At 63.2% G+C, this 20,279-nt stretch carries 22 protein-coding genes and 1 pseudogene; 15 read left to right on the top strand and 8 right to left on the bottom strand.

Annotated features, from left to right (window positions below; all coding sequences use genetic code 11):
* Position 1 precedes the first annotated feature (1 nt).
* Genes NOW55_RS18415 through NOW55_RS18405 form a run of 3 tightly spaced genes read right to left on the bottom strand, consistent with a single transcriptional unit; the run spans position 2 to position 3,648 of the window.
* The gene (locus NOW55_RS18415) at positions 2 to 919 is read right to left on the bottom strand and encodes an ABC transporter permease (RefSeq protein WP_256401585.1); all 918 of its coding nucleotides are present in this window, start codon (positions 917 to 919) and stop codon (positions 2 to 4) included.
* The gene (locus NOW55_RS18410) at positions 916 to 1,941 is read right to left on the bottom strand and encodes an ABC transporter permease (RefSeq protein WP_256401584.1); all 1,026 of its coding nucleotides are present in this window, start codon (positions 1,939 to 1,941) and stop codon (positions 916 to 918) included. Before NOW55_RS18410 ends, NOW55_RS18415 begins: the two co-directional genes overlap by 4 nt.
* Positions 1,942 to 1,950: 9 nt before the next feature.
* Positions 1,951 to 3,648, bottom strand: coding sequence for an ABC transporter substrate-binding protein (locus NOW55_RS18405; protein ID WP_256401583.1), 1,698 nt, complete (start codon positions 3,646 to 3,648; stop codon positions 1,951 to 1,953).
* A gap of 177 nt (positions 3,649 to 3,825) precedes the next feature.
* Between NOW55_RS18405 and NOW55_RS18400 the strand changes: the two genes are divergently transcribed.
* From NOW55_RS18400 to NOW55_RS18375, 6 genes and pseudogenes are all read left to right on the top strand, one after another.
* Positions 3,826 to 5,880, top strand: a complete 2,055-nt coding sequence (locus NOW55_RS18400; RefSeq protein ID WP_256401582.1) for a hydantoinase/oxoprolinase family protein — start codon at positions 3,826 to 3,828, stop codon at positions 5,878 to 5,880.
* Positions 5,877 to 7,655: a hydantoinase B/oxoprolinase family protein gene (locus NOW55_RS18395; protein WP_256401581.1), complete on the top strand. Its 1,779-nt coding sequence runs from the start codon at positions 5,877 to 5,879 to the stop codon at positions 7,653 to 7,655. The genes NOW55_RS18400 and NOW55_RS18395 overlap by 4 nt, the downstream gene beginning before the upstream one ends.
* Positions 7,656 to 8,438: an aspartate/glutamate racemase family protein gene (locus NOW55_RS18390; RefSeq protein WP_256401580.1), complete on the top strand. Its 783-nt coding sequence runs from the start codon at positions 7,656 to 7,658 to the stop codon at positions 8,436 to 8,438.
* Entirely contained in the window at positions 8,435 to 9,541 is a 1,107-nt protein-coding gene (locus tag NOW55_RS18385) for a M24 family metallopeptidase (RefSeq protein WP_256401579.1), read from the top strand. The genes NOW55_RS18390 and NOW55_RS18385 overlap by 4 nt, the downstream gene beginning before the upstream one ends.
* A gap of 208 nt (positions 9,542 to 9,749) precedes the next feature.
* Positions 9,750 to 10,156, top strand: a pseudogene (locus NOW55_RS18380) (transposase); the annotation flags it as partial.
* Positions 10,157 to 10,691: 535 nt separating this feature from the next.
* Positions 10,692 to 11,339 (top strand): DUF389 domain-containing protein, encoded by a 648-nt coding sequence (locus NOW55_RS18375; protein WP_256401578.1) that lies wholly within the window; start codon positions 10,692 to 10,694, stop codon positions 11,337 to 11,339.
* 152 nt (positions 11,340 to 11,491) lie between these two features.
* Here the strand turns inward: NOW55_RS18375 and NOW55_RS18370 are convergent, their stop codons facing one another.
* Positions 11,492 to 11,818 (bottom strand): SRPBCC family protein, encoded by a 327-nt coding sequence (locus NOW55_RS18370; protein WP_256401577.1) that lies wholly within the window; start codon positions 11,816 to 11,818, stop codon positions 11,492 to 11,494.
* Positions 11,819 to 11,834: 16 nt separating this feature from the next.
* Entirely contained in the window at positions 11,835 to 12,098 is a 264-nt protein-coding gene (locus tag NOW55_RS18365) for a hypothetical protein (protein ID WP_256401576.1), read from the bottom strand.
* Between the two features lie 356 nt (positions 12,099 to 12,454).
* Here NOW55_RS18365 and NOW55_RS18360 point away from each other — a divergent pair, with 356 nt between their 5' ends.
* From NOW55_RS18360 to NOW55_RS18325, 9 genes are all read left to right on the top strand, one after another.
* Positions 12,455 to 13,858: a permease gene (locus tag NOW55_RS18360; RefSeq protein WP_256401575.1), complete on the top strand. Its 1,404-nt coding sequence runs from the start codon at positions 12,455 to 12,457 to the stop codon at positions 13,856 to 13,858.
* 132 nt (positions 13,859 to 13,990) lie between these two features.
* A complete protein-coding gene (locus NOW55_RS18355; protein WP_303648841.1) occupies positions 13,991 to 14,584 on the top strand; it encodes a helix-turn-helix transcriptional regulator in 594 nt (197 codons plus the stop codon).
* Between the two features lie 35 nt (positions 14,585 to 14,619).
* A complete protein-coding gene (locus NOW55_RS20860) occupies positions 14,620 to 14,688 on the top strand; it encodes a multicopper oxidase domain-containing protein (RefSeq protein ID WP_368407798.1) in 69 nt (22 codons plus the stop codon).
* A gap of 228 nt (positions 14,689 to 14,916) precedes the next feature.
* Positions 14,917 to 15,237, top strand: a complete 321-nt coding sequence (locus NOW55_RS18350) for a hypothetical protein (RefSeq protein WP_256401573.1) — start codon at positions 14,917 to 14,919, stop codon at positions 15,235 to 15,237.
* A 57-nt stretch (positions 15,238 to 15,294) separates the two neighbouring features.
* Positions 15,295 to 15,648 carry an SHOCT domain-containing protein gene (locus NOW55_RS18345; RefSeq protein WP_256401572.1) on the top strand — a complete coding sequence of 118 codons (354 nt, stop codon included), beginning with the start codon at positions 15,295 to 15,297 and terminating at the stop codon, positions 15,646 to 15,648.
* 95 nt (positions 15,649 to 15,743) lie between these two features.
* Positions 15,744 to 16,160 carry a DUF302 domain-containing protein gene (locus tag NOW55_RS18340; protein WP_256401571.1) on the top strand — a complete coding sequence of 139 codons (417 nt, stop codon included), beginning with the start codon at positions 15,744 to 15,746 and terminating at the stop codon, positions 16,158 to 16,160.
* Between the two features lie 6 nt (positions 16,161 to 16,166).
* Positions 16,167 to 16,520, top strand: coding sequence for an SHOCT domain-containing protein (locus tag NOW55_RS18335; protein WP_256401570.1), 354 nt, complete (start codon positions 16,167 to 16,169; stop codon positions 16,518 to 16,520).
* Between the two features lie 118 nt (positions 16,521 to 16,638).
* On the top strand, positions 16,639 to 16,947 hold the full coding sequence (locus NOW55_RS18330) for a thioredoxin family protein (RefSeq protein ID WP_256401569.1): 309 nt from the start codon (positions 16,639 to 16,641) through the stop codon (positions 16,945 to 16,947).
* A gap of 103 nt (positions 16,948 to 17,050) precedes the next feature.
* On the top strand, positions 17,051 to 17,737 hold the full coding sequence (locus NOW55_RS18325; protein ID WP_256401568.1) for a plastocyanin/azurin family copper-binding protein: 687 nt from the start codon (positions 17,051 to 17,053) through the stop codon (positions 17,735 to 17,737).
* 77 nt (positions 17,738 to 17,814) lie between these two features.
* On the opposite strand, the gene NOW55_RS18320 is transcribed toward NOW55_RS18325, so the two are convergent.
* Genes NOW55_RS18320 through NOW55_RS18310 form a run of 3 tightly spaced genes read right to left on the bottom strand, consistent with a single transcriptional unit; the run spans position 17,815 to position 20,019 of the window.
* A complete protein-coding gene (locus tag NOW55_RS18320; protein WP_256401567.1) occupies positions 17,815 to 18,567 on the bottom strand; it encodes an ABC transporter permease in 753 nt (250 codons plus the stop codon).
* Positions 18,564 to 19,301, bottom strand: a complete 738-nt coding sequence (locus NOW55_RS18315; RefSeq protein WP_256401566.1) for an ABC transporter permease — start codon at positions 19,299 to 19,301, stop codon at positions 18,564 to 18,566. Before NOW55_RS18315 ends, NOW55_RS18320 begins: the two co-directional genes overlap by 4 nt.
* The gene (locus NOW55_RS18310) at positions 19,294 to 20,019 is read right to left on the bottom strand and encodes an ABC transporter ATP-binding protein (RefSeq protein WP_256401565.1); all 726 of its coding nucleotides are present in this window, start codon (positions 20,017 to 20,019) and stop codon (positions 19,294 to 19,296) included. Before NOW55_RS18310 ends, NOW55_RS18315 begins: the two co-directional genes overlap by 8 nt.
* Between the last annotated feature and the right edge of the window lie 260 nt (positions 20,020 to 20,279).

Raw genomic sequence — 20,279 nt, 5'->3', positions numbered from 1 at the left:
CTCACTGCACCTCCACGTCGAACATGTCTCTCAGGCCGTCGCCGAGGAAGTTGAACCCCAGCACGATGAGGAAGATGGCCAGTCCCGGGAACGTCGAGTACCACCACTGCGCGGGCATGTAGTCCCGGCCCTGGCTGACCATCGTCCCCCACTCGGGCGTCGGCGGCTGCGCGCCGAGGCCGAGGAAGCCGAGCGAGGCGGCGACGAGGATGGCGTAGCCCATGTCGAGGCTCATCTTCACCGTGATGGGCGCGAGCACGTTCGGGAGTATCTCCCGGAAGATGGTGCGCGTCGAGGTCGCGCCGATGCCGCGGCTCGCCTCGACGTACGTCTCCTCTTTCACCGATAGCACCTCCCCGTAGGTGAGTCGGGCGTACCACGGCCACCAGACCGCCGCGATGGCGAGCATCACGTTCGTTAGATTGGGTTCGAGCGCGACGCTCACCGCCAGTGCGAGTACCAGCGGTGGCACCGACAGGAACACGTCCGTGATCCGCATCAACGCCATGCCGACACCGCCGCCGAGGTAGCCGGCGACGAGGCCGACGGGCACGCCGATGGAGACGGCGGCCGCGAGCACGACGATGCCGATACGAAGCGACAGTCGCGTGCCGAACAGGACGCGACTGAAGATGTCCCGTCCCGCCTGGTCGGTGCCGAACAGGTGTGCGGCGCTCGGCTCCGCGAACTTGTTGTCGAAGTGGACCGCCGGCTGGCCCTGGTAGCCCGCGTCGGCCGGGTAGGGCGCGATGTACGGCGCGAAGATGGCGATGAACACGAAGCCGAAGATGATGCACAGGCCGAGTATCGACATCGGGTTCTGACGGAACCGGTAGACGACGCGGTCGAAGTCGCCCAGGCGTCGTTCGAGCAGCCCCGGGGCGTCGGCGTCGGCCGCGACGGATTCACCGTCGCTCATTGGGACTCACCTTCGTGCCAGACGCGGGGGTCGAAGACGCCGTACAGCACGTCGACCACGAAGTTCACGAGCAGGAACGACGCGCCGACGACGAGTGTCACGCCGACCATCGCGTTGATGTCCTTCTGGAGGATGGCCTCGACGCCGTAGGAGGCCATCCCCGGCCACGAGAACACGATCTCGACGACGAACGCCGAGCCGAGCAGGAAGCCGTAGTCCAGCCCGATGATGGTCAGGGTCGACGCGAACGACCGCCTGAGGACGTACTTGTAGGCGATGAGACGCTCGGGGATGCCGTGGGTGCGCAGCCCCTCGACGTAGTCCTTGTCGTACTCCTCGATGAAGCTGGAGCGGGTCATCCGCGCGATGTCGGCGATGGGCGCGAGCGACAGCGTGATGGCCGGCAGGATGAGGTGCTGGCTCGAACTCACGAACGCTGGCACGTTGAATGCCAGCGCGCTGTCGACGAGCAACAGTCCCGTCGTCTCGATGGGCATCGGGCTCACGTCGCCGACCCGGCCGGTCGCGGGCAGCCAGCCCAGCTGGAACGCGACGACCAGCTGCAGCAGGATGCCCGCCCAGAACGGGGGTAACGAGACGTTGAAGAACGAGAACAGGCGGCTGGCGTTGTCCGGCCACCGGTCCTTGTGCTGCCCGGCGATGACGCCGAGCGGGACGCCGACGAAGATGGCGATTATCATCGCGAGCGTCGTCAACTCGAACGTCGCCGGGAAGTACTCCAGCAGGTCGGTCGCCACGTTCCGGTTCGAGATGAGCGACTGTCCGAGGTCGCCCTGGACGACGCCGCCGACGTAGTCGAGGTACTGCTCCCAGAGTGGTTTGTCCAGTCCCATCTGGTCGCGGAGGCTCTGGACGGCCTCGTCGCTCGCGCGGGGACCGAGCGCCAGCCGTGCGGGCCTGCCGGGGATGACGCGGGCCAGGGTGAAGATGAGCACCGAGAGCCCCACGAACATCGGGATGGTCGACAGACCGCGCTTGATCAGGTAGCTTCTGTGACCCATACTGGCGAATCAGCCCTGATGGTACCGGTGGAACGTCTGGCGGTAGCCCGTGATGCCGTTGTCCTTGAACCCCTGGACGCGCTCGGAGATGGCATTGCGGGTCGCCTGGTTCATGACGAACAGCGCGGGTGCGTCCTCGGCGATGATGCGCTGTGCCTCCTCGTAGATGGGGACGCGGTCCTCCTGTGCGACGGTCCGGCGACCATCGGTGAGCAGCTGGTCGACCTCGTCGTTCTGGTACCACGCGGCGCTGGTCCACGAGCCGTGGGAGTCGCTGTGCCAGGCCGGGTAGAGGAACGTGTCGGGGTCGGCGTAGCTGAACGAGAGGTAGATGGCGAGCATGTCCGGCGTGGTGTCCGGGTTCGCCGCCATCTCGGTGATGTTCGACCACGGCGCGCGCTCGACGGTGAGCGACCCCCCGAGCTCCTGCAGGTTCGACTGGAGCAACAGCCCCATGCTCTCCTCGGTCGTCAGCCCGGAGACGTACGTGTAGTTCAGGTCGAGGTCGCTCGCCGAGTAGTCGGACTGGTCGAGTTCGGCCTGGGCCGCCTCGAAGTCCTGCTCGTACGTCGGCAGGTCCTCGGTGTGGCTCCACATCGCGCCCGGGAGCGGTCCCTGGAGGTGGTCGGAGTCACCCGCCATGACGTCGTTGAGTGCGGCCTCGTAGTCGAACGCGTACGAGATGGCCCGCCGGACGTGCACGTCGTCGAGTGGTGCCCGCTGGGTGTGCATGTAGATGTAGAACGGGTTGAACGTCGCCTTCGCGTGCACGCGGACGCCATCCGCACTTTCCAGGTCGTTGTACGTCTGGAGCGGGAGCCACTGGTCGGACATCTCCGCGCCCTCGCGCATCCGCCCCGCGGCGGTCGCGGACTCCTGGACGATGTCGGTGGTGACGGTCCCGTAGCCGTTCCCGTCGGGGAACGTCCCCCACCAGTCCTCGTTCCGCTCGATGACGATCTGTCGACTGCGCTCGCGCTCGCTGAGGACGTAGGGGCCGCTCCCGGCGTCGTTGTCCTCGAGCCAGCCGGTGCCGTAGTCGCCGTGTTCGCCGAAGTTCCCGTCGCTGGCTGCGTTCGCCTCGACCTGTTCCTGGTTGACGACGTAGAGGAACGGGAGCGTGTAGAGGAACGGCGCGAACACTTCGTTGGTGGTCATCTCGACGGTCGTCTCGTCGACGGCGGTGACGTTCTCGGGCGAGAGGATGCCCGACCACATCCACGAGAAGCCGTTCTGCATCTCCATCATGCGCTGGACGGAGTACTGCACGTCCGAGGCGGTGACGGGGTCGCCGTTGTGGAACGTTGCATCGTCACGCAGGTTGAACGTGTACGTGCGGCCGTCGTCGCCGACCTCCCAGTCCTCGGCCAGCCAGGGCTGGAGCTCCGGCGGCGTGTCGTCCGTGTAGTACAGCAACGGGTCGTAGACGTTGTGCAGGAGGATGGTCTCCAGGTTGTCCGAACCCTTCATGGGGTCGAGCGAACTCGGCGCGACGGTGGTGACGTACTCGAACGACGCGCCACCGTCGCCGCCGGGCGAGCCATCGTCCGAGTCATCCGTATCGGTCGGGTCGCCACCCGAATCGTTCGTCGTATCCTCTGACGACTGGTTCCCCGTACACCCGGCGAAGATGGTCGTGACCGTCGCCGCACTCCCGTATTTCAGAAAGTCACGGCGGTCGAAGCTGCGGTTGGCATTGTTACTCATGGTAGCTATCTACAACCGGGGTAGCTTAATACTACTGGATGGTATCAACGATTCTAGTACTGATATTTACTATCTGTACGTAAACAGCGAATTAGTGGACCGTTTTGGGTGTGAAAGAACACGATTCGGGAGTCAGTGGGGAAAACAATATATACGACTCCACGAAACGAGTACTCTGTGAGACAAGATAACACCACCCAGCGCGTCGCCGTGGACATCGGCGGCACGTTCGTCGACGCCATCACGTTCGACCGCGAGACGGGAGACATCTCGCTCGAGAAGGCCGCAACGACGCCCGGGCAACCCTCCGACGGCGTGCTCGACTCCGTCGAGAGGGTCGACGCCGACCTCGAGTCGACCGAGGCGTTCGTCCACGGGACGACACTCGGGCTGAACGCCGTCCTCGAACGAGACGGCGCACGAATCGGTATCATCACCAACGAGGGCTTCTCCGACGTCCACGAGATCGGCCGCACGAACCTCGAACGCGACTCGATGTACGACATCAACTACCAGAAGCCGGAGTCCATGGTACCCCGTCGACGACGGCTCGGCGTGCCCGGCCGACTGAACGCGGACGGTGCCGTCGTCGAGGAGCTCGACGAGACGGCCGTCCACGAGGCGGCCGACGAACTCGTCGAGGAACACCAGGTCGAGGCTATCGCCATCTGCTTCCTGCACTCCTACCAGAACGGCCAGCACGAGCAGGCCGCCGCCGACATCGTCCGCGACGCCCACCCGGAGATCAGCGTCTCGGTCTCCAGCGACATCACCGGCGAGTACCGAGAGTACGAGCGCACGAGCACGGCCGTCCTCGACAGCTACATCAAGCCAATCTTCGAGAACTACGTCGACACGCTCGACGACTCGCTCGTCGGCGCGGGCTTCGACGGCTCCTTCTTCGTCACCCGCTCCGGCGGCGGTACGCTCACCGCCGAGAGCGCAAAGACCGCGCCCGTCCACACGATCCTCTCCGGGCCCGCGGGCGGGCTCATCGGCGCGGCCCACGTCGGCGACGCCACCGACCGCGACAACCTCATCACGGTCGATATGGGTGGAACGAGCCTCGACGCCGCCGTCGTCGAGGACGGCTCGCCCGTCGTGAAGTACGACTCGTCGCTCGAACACCAGCCGATGCTCATCCCGGTGTACGACATCCGGACCATCGGCGCGGGCGGGGGCTCCATCGCCTGGCTCGACGGCGACCTGCTGAAGGTCGGCCCCGAGAGCGCGGGCGCGGACCCCGGCCCCATCTGCTACGACAACGGTGGCACCGAGCCGACCGTCACCGACGCCGCGCTCGCGCTCGGATTTCTCGACCCCGCCGACTTCCTCGGCGGCGAGATGGACACCGCCGCGGACGACGCCATCGATGGTATCGAGGAAGTGCTGGCGGACCCGCTCGACACGTCCGTCTCGGACGCCAGCCGCGGCGTCTTCGACGTGGCGCTCGCGAACACCGTGGGTGCCATCCGCGAGATCACCGTCGAGAAGGGCCTCGACCCGCGTGACTTCTCGATGGTCGCCTACGGCGGCGCGGGCCCGATGTTCGTCCCGCTGCTCGCGCGCGAACTCGGCGTGAAGGAGGTACTCGTCCCGCAGGCACCCTCCGTGTTCTCCGCGTGGGGGATGCTGATGGCCGACGTCGTCTACGACTTCTCGCAGACGATGATCGCCGTCCTCGACGATGTCGAACTGGAGACGCTCGACGCGTCGTTCGATGAGCTCGAAGCAGAGGGTCGCGAGACGCTGACCGCGGAGGGTGTCGCTGAGTCCGACCAGCGCCTTGAACGCGCCGTCGAGATGCGCTACTTCGGACAGGAGCACACCGTCGAGGTCGACGCCGACGGCGTCGCGGACCTCGACGAGCTCGCGGAGCGGTTCGAGGCCCAGCACGAGACGCGCTACGGCCACACGATGGACGACCCGGTACAGGTCGTCCACCTCCGTGTGAGGGCCGTCGGCGAGAACGACAAGCCGACGCTCGACCGGCAGGTACCGCGCGACGGCGATGCTCTCGAACCGACCGGTAGCCGCGAGGCGTACTGCTTCGCCGCGGGCGAGTTCACCGAGTTCGACGTCTACGAGCGCGCGACGCTCGCCCCGGGCGACGAACTCGCCGGGCCCGCGGTCGTCACCGAACCAACCACCTCGCTGGTCTTCCACGCCGACCAGCACGCGACCGTCGACGAGTACGGTCACATCGTCATCACCACCGGAGGCGAACAATGAGCACCCAACAGGACGTCGACGCGGCCACCGTCGAGGTCGTCCGCAACTACCTCACGTCGGCCGCCACCGAGATGCAGCGCACGCTGATCAGGACCGCCTACAACACCATCATCTACGAGATTCTCGACTTCGGAATCTCGGTGTTCGACCGCGACCTCAACCTCGTCGCCGACTCGCCCGGGCTCGCGCTGTTCCTCGGCGCGAACGACTACGGCATCAAGAAGGCCGTCGACCACGTCGGCGAGGAGAACATGGAGCCCGGCGACGTGTTCATCATGAACTACCCGTACTGGAGCGGGACGCACACGCTCGACGTGCTCCTGTTCGCGCCGGTGTTCTACGACGAGGAGCTCATCGGCTACACGACGTGTCGCGCCCACTGGCTCGACCTCGGGGCGAAGGACTCGGGCTACGTGCTCGACTCCACCGACGTCCACCAGGAGGGCGTGCTGTTCCCCGGGACGAAGGTGTACAAGAACGGCGAGCCGGACCCGGAGATTATGGACATCATCCGGTTCAACTCCCGGATGCCCGAGAAGGTCGTCGGCGACCTCAACGCGCAGGTCGCCGCGGTCCGCACCGGCGAGAAGCGCCTGCAGGAGCTCTACGAGAAGTACGGCGCGGACACCGTCGAGACCAGCATCGAGCGCATCCTCGACCACGGCGAGCGCACCGCCCGCGAGGCCGTCGCGGAGCTGCCCGACGGCACGTGGTCGGCGACCGGTTACGCCGACGGCGTCAACCGCGAGCCGGGCGACCTCATCAAGCTGAAGGCCGAGGTCACCATCGACGGCGAGGAGTTCAGCGTCGACTTCGCGGGCTCCTCGCCCGAGGTGGACGAGCCGCTGAACATCCCGCCGGGAATGTCCGAGACCATCTGCAAGCTCTGCTTCAAGACGCTGACGACGCCGGAGGAGGACTCCAACGGCGGCCAGTACGAGCCGCTGTCGATGCACGTCCCCGAGGACAACATCTTCAACGCGAGCTACCCCGCGCCCACGTTCACCGTCTGGACGGGTATCGTCGGCATCGACGTGGTGTACCAGGCGCTCGCGAAGGGGATGCCCGACCGCGTTCCGGCGAGCACGGGCGGCGACCTCGCCGACATCATGCTGTACGGGCAGAACCCCGAGACGGGTCGGCCGTTCGTCGAGGCGAACAACGAGGGCGTCGGCTGGGGTGCCGGCGTCGGCCACGACGGCGAGAACGCGCTGATGCACATCAGCGAGACGATGGTCCGCAACATCCCCATCGAGGTGTTCGAGAACAAGGCCCCCATCCGGTTCGACCAGCTCTCGCTGCGGGAGGACTCGGGGGGCCCCGGGAAGCACCGCGGTGGGCTCGGCATCCGCCGTGACTTCCGCGTGCTCGAACCCGTCGGCGCGCTCTCCATCATCCAGAAGACCCGCACCGAGAACTGGGGACTCGACGGCGGCAGTCCGGGCGAGAAGAACGTCGTCGTGCTCGACTCCGACCGCGAGGACTTCGACGAGCGCGTCGAGGTGCTCGTCGACAACGACGACCTCTACGACGACGACAGCGTCAAGCACGTCGGGATGTTCCGCGGCAACTTCGTGCCGGACGAGGTCATCTCGAACCGGACCGCCGGCGGCGGCGGCTACGGCGAGCCGTTCGACCGCGACCCCGAGGCCGTACGCGAGGACGTCACCGACGGGTACGTCTCCCGCGAGGCCGCCCGCGAGCAGTACGGCGTCGCCATCACCGCCGAGGGCGAGATCGACCACGATGAGACTGCGGACCTGCGGGGCCGGTAGATGACGGAGATCCTCTGGATCGACCCGGTCGGCCACGCCGACTTCTCGGGCGACATCGGCGACATCCTCGCCGAGGCGGCCCGGCCCGACACCACGGTCGACGTGACCGCGCTCGACCGCGGCCCGCACCACGTCGAGTACCACTACTACGAGTCGCTCGTCACGCCCGACGTGCTCCACCGGGTCAAGCGCGCCGAGAACGAGGGGTACGACGCGACCGTCATCGGCTGCTTCTACGACCTCGCGCTGGAGGAGGCCCGCGAGGTGAGCGACTCGATGCCGGTCGTCGCCCCCGCCGAGGCGACCACCCATCTGGCGACGACGCTCGGGGACTCATTCTCCGTCGTCGTCGGCCGACAGAAGTGGGTGCCACAGATGCGCGACCGCGTCCGGGCGTACGGCTTCGGCGACCACCTCGCCTCGTTCCGGCCGGTCGACCTCGGCGTGCTCGACTTCCAGGACGACCCCGACCGGACGGAGCGCCGGCTCCGCGAGGCCGCGACGGCCGCCGTCGAGGAGGACAACGCGGAGGTCGTCATCCTCGGCTGCACCGCCGAGTACGGCTTCTACGAGGAGCTGCAGGACGACCTCGGCGTCCCCGTCCTCGACGCGGTGACCGCACCGTTCAAGTTCGCCGAACTGCTCGCCGACCTCGCAGACCTCGGCTGGAGCCACAGCAAGGTCGGCGGCTACGAGTCGCCGCCCGTCGACGAGATCGCGCGCTGGGGCATCGCGGACGACTACGAGAACGCCGACGTCTGGACGGAGGAGTCCGAGCCGTGAGCCACCGCGAGCGAATCGCCGCCTGCCAGAAACGACTCGCGAGCGAGGGAGCCGACGCCGCCGTGCTGTTCCCGAGCGTCGACATGGGCTACCTCTCGGGGTTCACCGACGAGCCGATGGAGCGCCACCTGCTCCTGTTCGTCACCCCCGACGAGCCGCCCGTCTTCGTCGCGCCGGCGATGTACGAGTCCCAGATTCTCGGCGAATCTGTCGTCGACGACGTGCGGGTCTGGGACGACGGCGGCGACCCGCTCGAACTGGTCGAGGAGGTCGCCAGCGAGTGCGGCCTCCACGGCGGCCGCCTCCTCGTCGACGACCGCATGTGGGCCCGCTTCAGCCAGGACCTCCGCTCGGTCCTGCCCGACGCCTCGTTCGGCCTCGCGAGCGACGTGCTCGCGCCGCTGCGTATCCGGAAGGACGAGGGCGAACTCGACGCGCTCCGGGCCGCTGGCGAGGTAGCCGACCGCGCAGTGATGGCCGTCCGCCGGCTCGGCAGCGAGGTCGTTGGCTTCACCGAAGCTGAGCTCGCCCAGGAGATAGAGGCGCAGCTCGCCGAGTTCGGTGGGACCGGCGTTTCCTTCGAGGTCATCGTCGGCAGCGGCCCCAACGGTGCGCAGCCACACCACCGCCACGGCCAACGGGAGATCCGTCCGGGCGACCCCGTGGTGCTCGACTTCGGTACCCGTGTCGACGGCTACCCGAGCGACCAGACACGGACCGTCGTCTTCGCCGGCGACCCACCCGCGGGGTTCGATGAGGTTCACGACGTGGTTCGGGAGGCGCACGACGCGGCCGTCGACGCGGTCGAACCCGGCGTGGCCGCCGAGGCGATCGACGCGGCCGCCCGGGAGGTCATCGAGGAGGCCGGCTACGGCGAGCAGTTCGTCCACCGGACCGGCCACGGCGTCGGCCTTGAGGTCCACGAACCGCCGTACATCGTCGAGGGCAACGAGACTGCACTCGAACCGGGGATGGTGTTCTCGGTCGAACCTGGCGTCTACGTCGAGGGCGAGTTCGGCGTCCGCATCGAGGACCTCGTCGCGGTCACCGAGAACGGCCACGAGCGACTGAACGACTCGTCGCGTGACTGGAAACCGCTGTGACGACTCCGCCGAGTGAGGGCGTGGGCTTTCCCTTCGCTCTGTTGTAACCTGTGAAATAAGCTCACATATTTTTCAGATTGTGGCTGCGCGCAGCGACTGAGACGAACGGAGACGGAGTGGGACGAGTGTCTCGGAGTCGTTCGGCTCCGGTTTCAGTACTGACGAGAACCTTCGCGTCTCAAACCATATGTGACGCGCTTGATCTCGACTCGATACGTCGACCAACGCCGTTCTCGACATTCCCGTGACGACGACACGAAAACACGACACGCAGATCGCACCACAACCAGTTAGACGGAACGCAGCGTTCATCGCGGTCTTGACCGGTGACAAGGGATACGACGACCAGAAGCTCCGGTGGCACGCCCGTGACCACAATATTCGACCACTCAGCAAGTATCGGGAATTTACCTCCCTCCACAAGGCGTGGAACGCACGGCTGGATAGCGCCTCTACCATCAGCGGAACATGAATGAGTCGGTGAACGCGGCGATCAAACAGAAATTCGGTGCGTTCATCCGGTCACGCCGTTGGTGGAAGCAGTCCCGCGAACTCGTCATCAGGTGCGTCGTTTACAACTTGGAACGAAGCCTCGCTATTTTACACGATGAGTGAGATCGTCCATGATTTGAGAGGCACAGGCTGTTGAATACAGAGGGTGGATTCAGCAGAGAGGTAACGATAGGCTACAGCGTTGACGGTATGATTCCTGGCCTATAATAATAACCCGTGACCCTGTTACTCCATTACATGGCCGAATGTGCCCGATGCGGTCGTGATGTGGACGATCTCCAAAGCATCTCGCCAGATGTTATCTCGAAAGAACTAATCGACTCGATCGATCACGGCGAAGAAGACTTTGCCGGGGAGGGTGGTATGAAAGTTTGCGCCGAGTGTATGTCTGAACTGAAGGGAGACTGAAACCGAAGCGGGTATCGTTACTGATGGTTTCAGCACGATCTGGATTACAAGATTCGCGCCCTCCATCTTGCACAAGCGTTCTCGACTACCGATTCCTGTCAAAAGCAGCGTGACCGATACAGAGGGTAGATGGGGCGCCTAAGAGTGTACTATGACGGACGGAGTTCCATCAGTAGACACTCTCGCATCGTCGGAATTGTTTCAACCGGCACGCCCGTATTTCTTCGCGATGTCTCTTAGAGTCTCACTTACCGAAATGTGCGAGAACAAGTACGAACAGGTCGCCCTTGATACGTCGTATCTTGTTTTGATGTCGATGTCCGGTGTGCTTGCTGGCGTGGCTCTCCTAACCAACTCGATTCCAATCCTCATCGGCGCGATGGTCATTGCCCCGGTATTGACGCCGTTGGAACTCGTTTCTGCTGGCATTGCTGCCAACCGGTTGAATCGAGCCGGATTCGGGACTTTGGTCGCGTTCGTCGGTCTGTTGGCTGCGACTGCGGGGGCTATCGTGACGACGGTGACACTGAACATAACAGGTGTCCTCCCACCTGCAGAGAATCTCATCGATAAACCACTCCTCGAGGAGCGCATTACGGCCGGCTGGTACAGCGTCGTTGCTGCTGCCGCTGCGGGTATCGCGGCGGGGGTAACGACCGACAAAGAACGGCAAGACACGCTCGTCGGCGTCGTCGCTGCCCTCGCACTCGTTCCGGCCGCAGCTGCTGGGGGAATAACATTGCTGTCACGAGCGCCTGTCAAGGCCAGTGGCGGCCTGCTCTTACTCGTCCTCAATGCAGGCATGGTTGTGATAACTGGGACGGTGACACTCTGGCTCGGAGCCCGTGGCGAACGGAAAGCGGACACAACCAACTAGACATGCAACGTACCTTTCGCCTGTTTCGCTCGTCCATGCCGAATCGAACGGACTCCTCTGGGAAACTCATCCGCTGTACTGAGCGATTTCAGTAGCAAGCGGAAGACCATCTCTTGTGAGATACGAGCCCTCCATTCAGCACGCCGCTCCTATCAGCTACTGAGGGTTTCAACAGAGCCGGGAATTCGAACGGTGACGAGTCCTCGAAGGAGCGGATAGTACGCCGTTCCCGTCCAGACCGCCACGTGCGGATGATCGATGTACTGGAATCGGCCGTGCAGATCGGCGTACATTCCGGCGACCTCTTCGGCCTGGTGGAACGTCGTGCCCTCACGCGGTCGATTATCGGGGGTGTCGTACTCGAGCCCGTAGTGTTCCTCGGGGTTCGATGCAGTCCAGTGGACAGGGTCGGTCACGTACTCCCAGATTTCCCCGGGCGGTGCGCCGATGACGATTTCGGCGTTGTCGGTGACGTACATGGATCGACTCCTCGATTCAGCGTGCGAAGGCGTTGTACAGCCACGCGAAGGCGTACATCAAGACGAAGCCGATCACCGCTGCCTCGACCATGCCTGCCACTGTCCCGACGACGGTCGGTTCGAAGAACAGGTGCCACTGCTCCATCGCTTCGACTGCGCCCTCGTAGACGCCGAACGCTCCGAACACACCGAGCAGGAGCATCGCGACGGCAGAGACGACTGCTGCTGCGCCCGCCAGCGCCAACGAATCGAGATGCACCACGTCGGTCGTGGAGTCCATCTCGTGCGCGTCTTGGTTTGTGGTAGTAGTGCTCATGAGTAGAGATACGCTCTATTCCTTCATTCGGGTTTCTCTTACAGTTCGAAAGCGAGCTGTCCCTTGGTAACACGGAGCAAGAATCTCGTGGGGGAAACTGCGGTACAACCCCCTTATCTGTGTGCCCGGTCCGTCGGAGGACCAAGGAGCAACCACCGACTGGAACCAGTGACACGCAAACACTACCGCGCGAGAACGCAGTCCTCGAACGGTGACCACGGCTGATAGCAAGAACTGCCATTGAATGCAAAGTATACTCCGTCCACTACCTCGGTTTCTTAAGAACAAATACCAAAAGAGATAGCTACGATAGTCTAGATATGCAAGCCGCCCTCGTCGACGGAATCCTCGAGTCGTTGCGGATCGGCGTCGGTTTCCTCTGGACGGCGGCCTGGGCGATCATCATGGGGCTCGTCATCACGAGTCTCGTTCAGGTCTACGTCTCGAAAGAGCGGATGGCAAACGTACTCGGAGAGGGGAATCTGAGTGGCCTCACGAAAGCAACCGTCTTCGGCGCGGCCAGTAGTGGTTGTAGCTTCGGCGCGGTCGCCATCGGGAAGGGGTTGTTCAAGAAGGGGGCGCACACGGTGAACTTCCTCGCGTTCATGTTCGCCTCGACGAACCTCATCGTCGAGCTCGGGCTGATGATACTCATCCTCCTCGGGTGGGAGTTTCTGGTTGCAGAACTCCTCGGCGGCGTCATCCTCATCGCCGTGATGGCGGTCCTCGTTCATCTGACCCTCCCCGAGAACCTGTTCGAGCAAGTACGGGAGGAACTGAATCAACGCGACCAGGACCAGGGGATCACCGAGGACCCGACCTGCGGGATGGAAGGCAAAGACGAGTACTCGCTGGTGACTGACGGGGGCGAGACGCTGAAGTTCTGTTCGAAAGGTTGCATGGAGACGTACCAGCAGGAAGCCGCAAGTAGCGGCGGTTGGCGCGACGAACTCCTCTCGTGGGGCGGGTGGTACAAAGTCGGGAATCAGTATCGCAAGGAGTGGTCGATGATCTGGACGGACATCATCGCGGGGTTTCTCGTTTCGGGGTTCGTCATCGTCTTCGTCCCGCAGTGGGTTTGGAACACGCTCTTCCTCCAGGGTGATGGGTTACTGGTGAGTGCAGAGAACGCCATCATGGGTGTCGCGATCGCCGTCATCAGCTTCGTCGGGAGCATGGGGAACGTTCCCTTTGCGGTTGCACTCTGGGGCGGCGGCATCAGCTTCGCCGGCGTCATCGCGTTCGTCTACGCCGATCTCATCACCATCCCCGTCCTGAACGTCTACCGGAAGTACTACGGCTGGAAGGTGATGCTGTACATCCTCGGTATCTTCTTCGTGACGATGGCGTTCACGGGCTTCCTCATGGAGGAACTGTTCAGCGCTCTCGGTATCGTCCCGAACCTCGCCGGCGGGCAGACGGCGTCCGAACAGACGTACTTCGAACTGAACTACACGTTCTACCTCAATATCCTCGCGTTCGCGCTCTCTGGCTTCCTCCTCTACGTCTACCGACGCGGACTCGGTGCACCCGGCCAGTACCGCGACCCCGTCTGTGGGATGCGAACCGACGATAGCGGGCCGAGTCTCACCCACGACGGCGATATATTCCACTTCTGTTCGAATCAGTGCAGGCGATCGTTCGAGAAGCGGCCCTCCGAATTCGCACAGCAACACCCACAGGTTTCAGGGGCGGGAGGTCCACAGAACCATGATCATCACTGAATGTCGCATCGCGATACCAAGTATCGCGGCCAGGCAGCCCCGAGTATTGCATCGTCTAATCAAAACAGGTACAGCGATGTCCCGCGAACTCTTATCTATGAGTAGGTATCGCGGCGGGTCGAGGTGGGGAAATTGAATCGACGGCAAGCCGATACAGTAGTCGGCGGCCTGGTCGCTGCCGTCCTCATCGTCGGCGGTGTGCTCAGCTGGCAAGCGTACCAGCAACAGCAGGCCTTCGACCAGATGGGATCGATGATGGGCACGTCGATGGGGTCCGTTCACGGGACGAATCCGCTCTGGTACGTCCTCGGAACCCTCCTCGTCTCGGCTGTCATCGGTGGAGGGTATCTCGTGGTCCGGGATAAGGTCACCAGCATCGACGAAAACGACCGCTCACAGACTGAACTGGCGAATCCGACCGATCCTGCGGGTGACGAATCGCCAGAGGTAGCTGTCCAATCGAATGGAGCCAGCAATCCGGAGTCTCAGCCACAGGCTCGCGTGTTGGACCTGTTGCCGGATGATGAGCGCCGGGTCCTCGAACCAGTCATCTCCTCGCCTGGCATCACACAGATCGAACTCAGGGATCGCTCGGACTTCTCGAAGAGCAAGGTGAGCCAGACGGTGAGCGCTCTCGAGAAGCGCGGTCTCCTGTACCGCGAGCGCCAAGGGCGGACGTATCGCATCTATCCGAGCGACGACTTACAACAGAATCAGGCGAACTAGCAGCCCGTTCCCACGGGTCCAGACCCGTCCGATAGTTGTTCCACTGTCACAACCTGTACCATCTCGATGCAGGGATGGCGTGTGTCGTGAGATACGTCGAGTGACTCGGTTGAAGGCCCGGTTTCGGGTCGTCCACACTGCCGTTCGTGTGGTCGTGGTCCTGTCTGGGACACGGGTTGAGTACCACCCGGCGAAATCGGGCCGGATGAACGATTCCATTCCTGAAAAACGATTAGAACGCCCGATACACGTTCTCGAACGTTCTCCTGTGTGGATTCACACCCTCGTTGATAACTCCCGAGCAGTCCTACGAGTAACCGAGGAGAAAGACAATGACCAACTTTGAACTCGGCCGCTGGCTGCTCGTGGCGCTCGCGATTGTTGGACTCGCGTTCGCCGCGCCCGTGGTCAGCGCACACGGTAACGACACGACGGCTGACGACGCGCCCACGGACAATGCCACCGCAGATGAATGGGCCACTTGGATGGAGGCGCAGATGACCGAACACATGGGTCCGGGTGCTGTCGAGTGGATGGAGTCGCACATGGGTGTGACCGTCGACGAGATGGCCCAGGACATGGCTAACGAGGAATACCACGACGGGACTGACGACGGCTACAACGGCGGGATGTACGGGCAGGGCCACTGCTGACGGCCCCGACCGTTTCGCTCGCTCCAACTGAACACCGCGATTCACCAACTCAAGAAAATGACGCAACTCACCACTCACATCGGACGCACTGCTCGTCGACTCGCGATCCTCGCCGTCCCGCTGCTGGTCGCGGCGACTGGAACGGCTGCTGCCCACGGTAGTGGGAGCTACGGCGGGGGCATGATGGGCGGCGGCTGGGGCCTCTTCGGCGGAGCGATGGGGCTCTGGGGACTCCTCTGGATGGGGCTCCTCATCGCCGTCCCGCTCTACCTCGTCTCTGCGCTCCGCAACCGAGGATCCGGTGGGAATGAAGAGCAGCCGCTGTCGGTTCTCCGCGAGCGCTACGCCCGCGGGGAGCTCTCGGATGACGAATTCGATCGACGGCGAACACAGCTCGAACGCACCGGATGACCGGAACAGTTGCTGTTCCAGCCGATACATCACACTCCCAACGCCCGCCGTTGCGGCACCCAACCGTCAACCCCGCGGACGGGGTATAATAATACATGGAATACACAATACAGACGTCAGTCACCGGCGAGTTCGACGACGTCGTCGACACGACGATCGCAGCGCTTGAAGACGAAGGATTCGGCGTCCTCTGTGACATCGATATCCAGGCGACGCTCGAGGAGAAACTCGGCGAAGAGTTCCGCCAGTACCGCATTCTCGGCGCATGCAATCCGGCGCTCGCGCACGAGGGTCTGAACGAAGAGATCGAACTCGGCGCACTCCTCCCGTGCAACGTCATCGTCTACGAGACCGACGACGGCGATATCGCTGTGAGTGCCGTCGATCCGAAGCAATTGGTCGGCATCGCGGACAACGATGCGCTCGACTCCATCGCGACCGAGGTCAACGAGCGTTTCGAGCGTGTTCTCTCGGCCGTCACCGACGAACTAGGCTCTACGTCGGAGGTCTGATCTTCGATGGCTTCATCGAACCAGCTCGACACCACGACAATCGTTCTCCTGATACTCGGAGCGATCATCTTGCTCCCGTTGCTCACGATGGGGATGGGATTCGGCGGGATGATGGGATACGGTGGGATGATGGGTCAGTATGGCGGTACTGGTGGATGGTGGCCACTCGTCGGGATGCTCGTCCCGCTCGTCTTCCTCCTCATCCTCCTCGGCGGTGGCTACCTCGTCTTCCGGCGCATGAGCGAGACGCAGACGTCTCGAGATCCCGCGATGGAGGAACTCCGCACGGCGTACGCTCGCGGCGACCTCACCGACGAAGAGTTCGAATCCCGCCGCGAGAGACTCGAACGATGGGAGTAAACCAACGAGTACGCACCAGGGCGCGTATTCCCATGCCTTCGAATCGAAGAGATGGGCCTCCCTCAGCTTACGATTTTGAATAGTAATGTGATTAAGTTACAAGGCCGTAGTATACTATATGACCGAGGCAATACTCTTCACCCAAGAGACGTGCGGAGCATGCGCAACACAACGGGCGAAAAATGACGGCATCGAGGACGAATACCCCGACGTCGAGTTTCGAGAGGTCGACATCCGGAAAGATCTGGAAACGGCCGAGGAGTACGGCGTCCGGAAGACGCCGACGACACTCGTCTACGCGAACGGAGAACAGACCGCCGAGTTCATCGGCATCGTCGACCGGGAAGATCTGGAGTCGGCTATCGAGAGCGCGAGCCAGCAGTCATCTGGATTCACCCAGCGCCTCGTCGACATCGTGCGTGGATAACGAACAAGCGGTCGATTCAACTCATATGACGAACTACAGTCGACGTCAGTTCCTGGGAGTGCTCGGTGCCGGTACAGTCGCCAGCACAGGCCTCTCTCAGCCAGTGAGCGCACAGGAGACGCCCGTCGTGAAGATGGGCAACAACTACTTCGACCCGGTCGGGCTCCACGTCGAACCGGGCACGACCGTCCGCTTCGAGATAGCAGCCGGTGCACACTCGGCGACGGCCTACGAGAACCGGATTCCACCCGACGGCAGCGCATTCGATAGTGGGGTCATCTCGTCGGGAGGGTACGAGTACACGTTCGAAGAACCAGGCACGTACGACTACTACTGCATCCCGCACAAGTCGGTCGGGATGGTCGGTCGCATCGTCGTCGGCAATCCCGGCGGTCCGGCCGAAGACAGTCCGATTCCGGACGGTGACGTGCCCGAGAGCGACGCGATCGTCGAGCAGGGCGCGATAGCGTATGGATCTCGCACCGGAGGTGACGGGAACTCCGATGGTGGAAGGATGGGCCCCGGAATGGGGTCTGGCCCTGGAATGATGAACGGCCGGAACGGTGGATGGTTCGGTGGGCTGCCGTTCGTCGGCGGGGCACTCGGAATGCTCGGCCTGGTCGGCGGACTCCTCTATTGGGCACTGGGTCGAGGCGACGCTCCGTCCCGGAGTGATAATTCCGCGATGGAGACCCTCCAACGTCGTTACGCACGAGGCGAGATCGACGAAGAAGAGTTCCAGAAGCGTCGTGAACGGTTGGAGGACGGGCAAAACGACCCATCTCTGTGAGGAGGGTCAACGAACCCCTTCGGGAGACGTCGGTTAGTTCGTCCGTCTGTGGAGATCGTCCTCTTTCGATTATGTCGTCACGTCGTTCGAGTTCCTCGGTAGTACACCCAGACGGCGAGGAGTCCGACGACGAGGAGGTAGCCGAACCCCCATCCGAGCGAAACAGCAGTATCCAGATCCGCCGTAAGCCCCGTATCGACCATGACGCGGACCGGGTGGTAGCCCGGGAAGAGTTTCATCCACCACTCGGGCTCGGACTGGACGAACAACGGGTCCTGGAAGAGCCCGATGTCGATCATCGGGAGGATCAACATGATCCACAGGCCAGCCAGTCGGTTGAAGACGGCACCGACGAGCATCCCGACGAGTCCATAGGTGAGTGACAGGACGAGCATCGCGGCCACGAACCACCACAGCTGCTCCGGCCAGAAGTCGACGAGCATCACTCCCACTGAGACGCCGACAACGAGGAGCGTGATGACGACGAGGACGCCGAACCGGGCGGCGATAACCTGTCGTGCCCGATAGCCCACGACCGAGAGGCGGCCGTCCGTCTCTCTCGCCTCGCGCATCAGGAATAGGCCGGCCAACCCGGCGATGAACGTACTCGTGATCGGTGTCATGATCACGCCGTGTACCTCGGGCATCCCCCGCATCACAGTCACCATCTCGCCGTCGACGAGGGTTCGCACCGGCATCTGGACGTCCTGCGTCACCGCGAATGCAAGTGTGATGAACGCCACGGGCAGAACGACCAGCAGAGCCACCAGGACGTAGTTGCGGGCGTGTTCACGGAGCCCGATACCGAACGCCGTGGCGGTCCGGTTCATGTCGACCACCCCCCGGCCGTGCGCATCGTCGCACCAAATACCGCGGTGACGAGGACGAGCAACACCAGCACGTACCCGCCGACGAAGACGAGGTCGCCCGAGGCGAACGTACCGTCAAAGGCGGCCGACTGGAGGAGTTCCTTCGGGTGGTACAGCGGGAAGTACTCGACGAACTCGGGGACGTCCGCAGCCAGTGGACTGTCACCGCTGAGGAACGCATCCATCATCGCGAGGAAGACGACGACGAGCGACCCCTCGAACAGTCGCGGAAGTACTGCGCCGACGAGTGCGCCGAGGAAGGCGTAGACGATGCCCGCGCACGCGAGGAACGCGAACACGAGCAGGGGCGATTCGGTGTCGATAGTAAGCCAAAGGACGCCGAAGTTCACGGCGGCGACGACGACGGTGACGCCCGCAAGGGTTGCGAGTCGCGTCGCGAGCAGCGTCCGTGGCGAGTAGCCCGCCTGGACGAGCCGTCGGTCGGCTTCCCGAGCACTGATCATCTGGACCAGTCCCATCAGGCCGGCGATGATGGCAACGCCGAAGATTGCACCGAGGAGTCGCCCGAGGTCCAGCGGGATCGCTTCGACGGTCGGCATCGACGGCAGCCCCGCCATCGCCTGTCCCCATCCCTCGATGACGACGAGCGGGAGCACCAGCGCAAGGACGACGTTCAGGGGCGTCCGGATGAACGTCCGAAGGTTCGCCCGAACGCCGACGACGAACCTATTCATGTTCCTCCTCCGAATCGCTCCTGAGTTCACTCTCGGTTTCCTCGTCGGTCACATCGTGGACCAGACCGTCCCGAACCTCGAAGATGCGGTCGAGGCGGCTTCGTTCCTCGATGAGATGCGAGATCATGACGACGGCAGTGCCACCGTCCGCGAGGTCCTGAGCCATGTCCCAGAACCGCAGGTAGGTCTCCCAGTCGAACCCAGTGTAGGGTTCGTCGAGCATGAGCACGTCCGGGTCGTGCATCAACGCGATGCTGAGGTTGACCTTCTGTCGGTTACCACCGCTGAGCTGGTCGACCCGGTAATCGAGGTACCGCTCGAAGTCGAGTTCGTCGGCGAGTCGTCGTTTCGCCGCGTCGATCTCCTCGCGACTCATCCCGTACCCGGCGCCGAACAGCCGGAACGTTTCTGAGACGGTCAGTCGATCGTAGAGCAGGGGTTCCTGCGGACACCAGCCGACGGTCCCAGTCCGTTCGACTGTGCCTGCATCGTGGTCGAGGACGCCGACGAGGATCTTCATCAGCGTCGACTTCCCCGACCCATTCTCGCCGACGATGCCGACGATTTCCCCAGCACGGACCTCGATATCTGCACCGGTGAGAACAGGGGTCGAACGTCCGAAGGGGAGTCGTGACCCGTAGGTTTTTTCGAGGCCGTCACCTCGGACGAGCGGTTCGCTACTAACGGTCGTCTCTGTGGTTGTCGTGGTCCGTTTCATGGTTAGAGAGACGTTCTACTCATTCAATCGAATTGTTGTTAAGAATCGAAAGCTATCTCCGTCGAATCACCTCAAGATCGTTCCGATGTCCGAATATTACAAGGGTTAGTGAAGGGTTAGGACTCCATTTTGCGACCAAAACGGGGGTATGAATAGTGGGTCACCGTCGCGAAGAGCCGCTAACTGTCAGGTGCCGAGCAGAGTATTTGATGCGGATAGCGAATACACGTTCGAGTAATCGTGGTTCGGTGCTGCATCTG

The sequence above is a fragment of the Haloarchaeobius litoreus genome, from assembly GCF_024495425.1.
GTDB classification, from domain to species: Archaea; Halobacteriota; Halobacteria; order Halobacteriales; family Natrialbaceae; genus Haloarchaeobius; species Haloarchaeobius litoreus.
The sequence above is the reverse complement of the archived record's forward strand: the minus strand, read 5'-3'. Positions and strand labels throughout refer to the sequence as shown.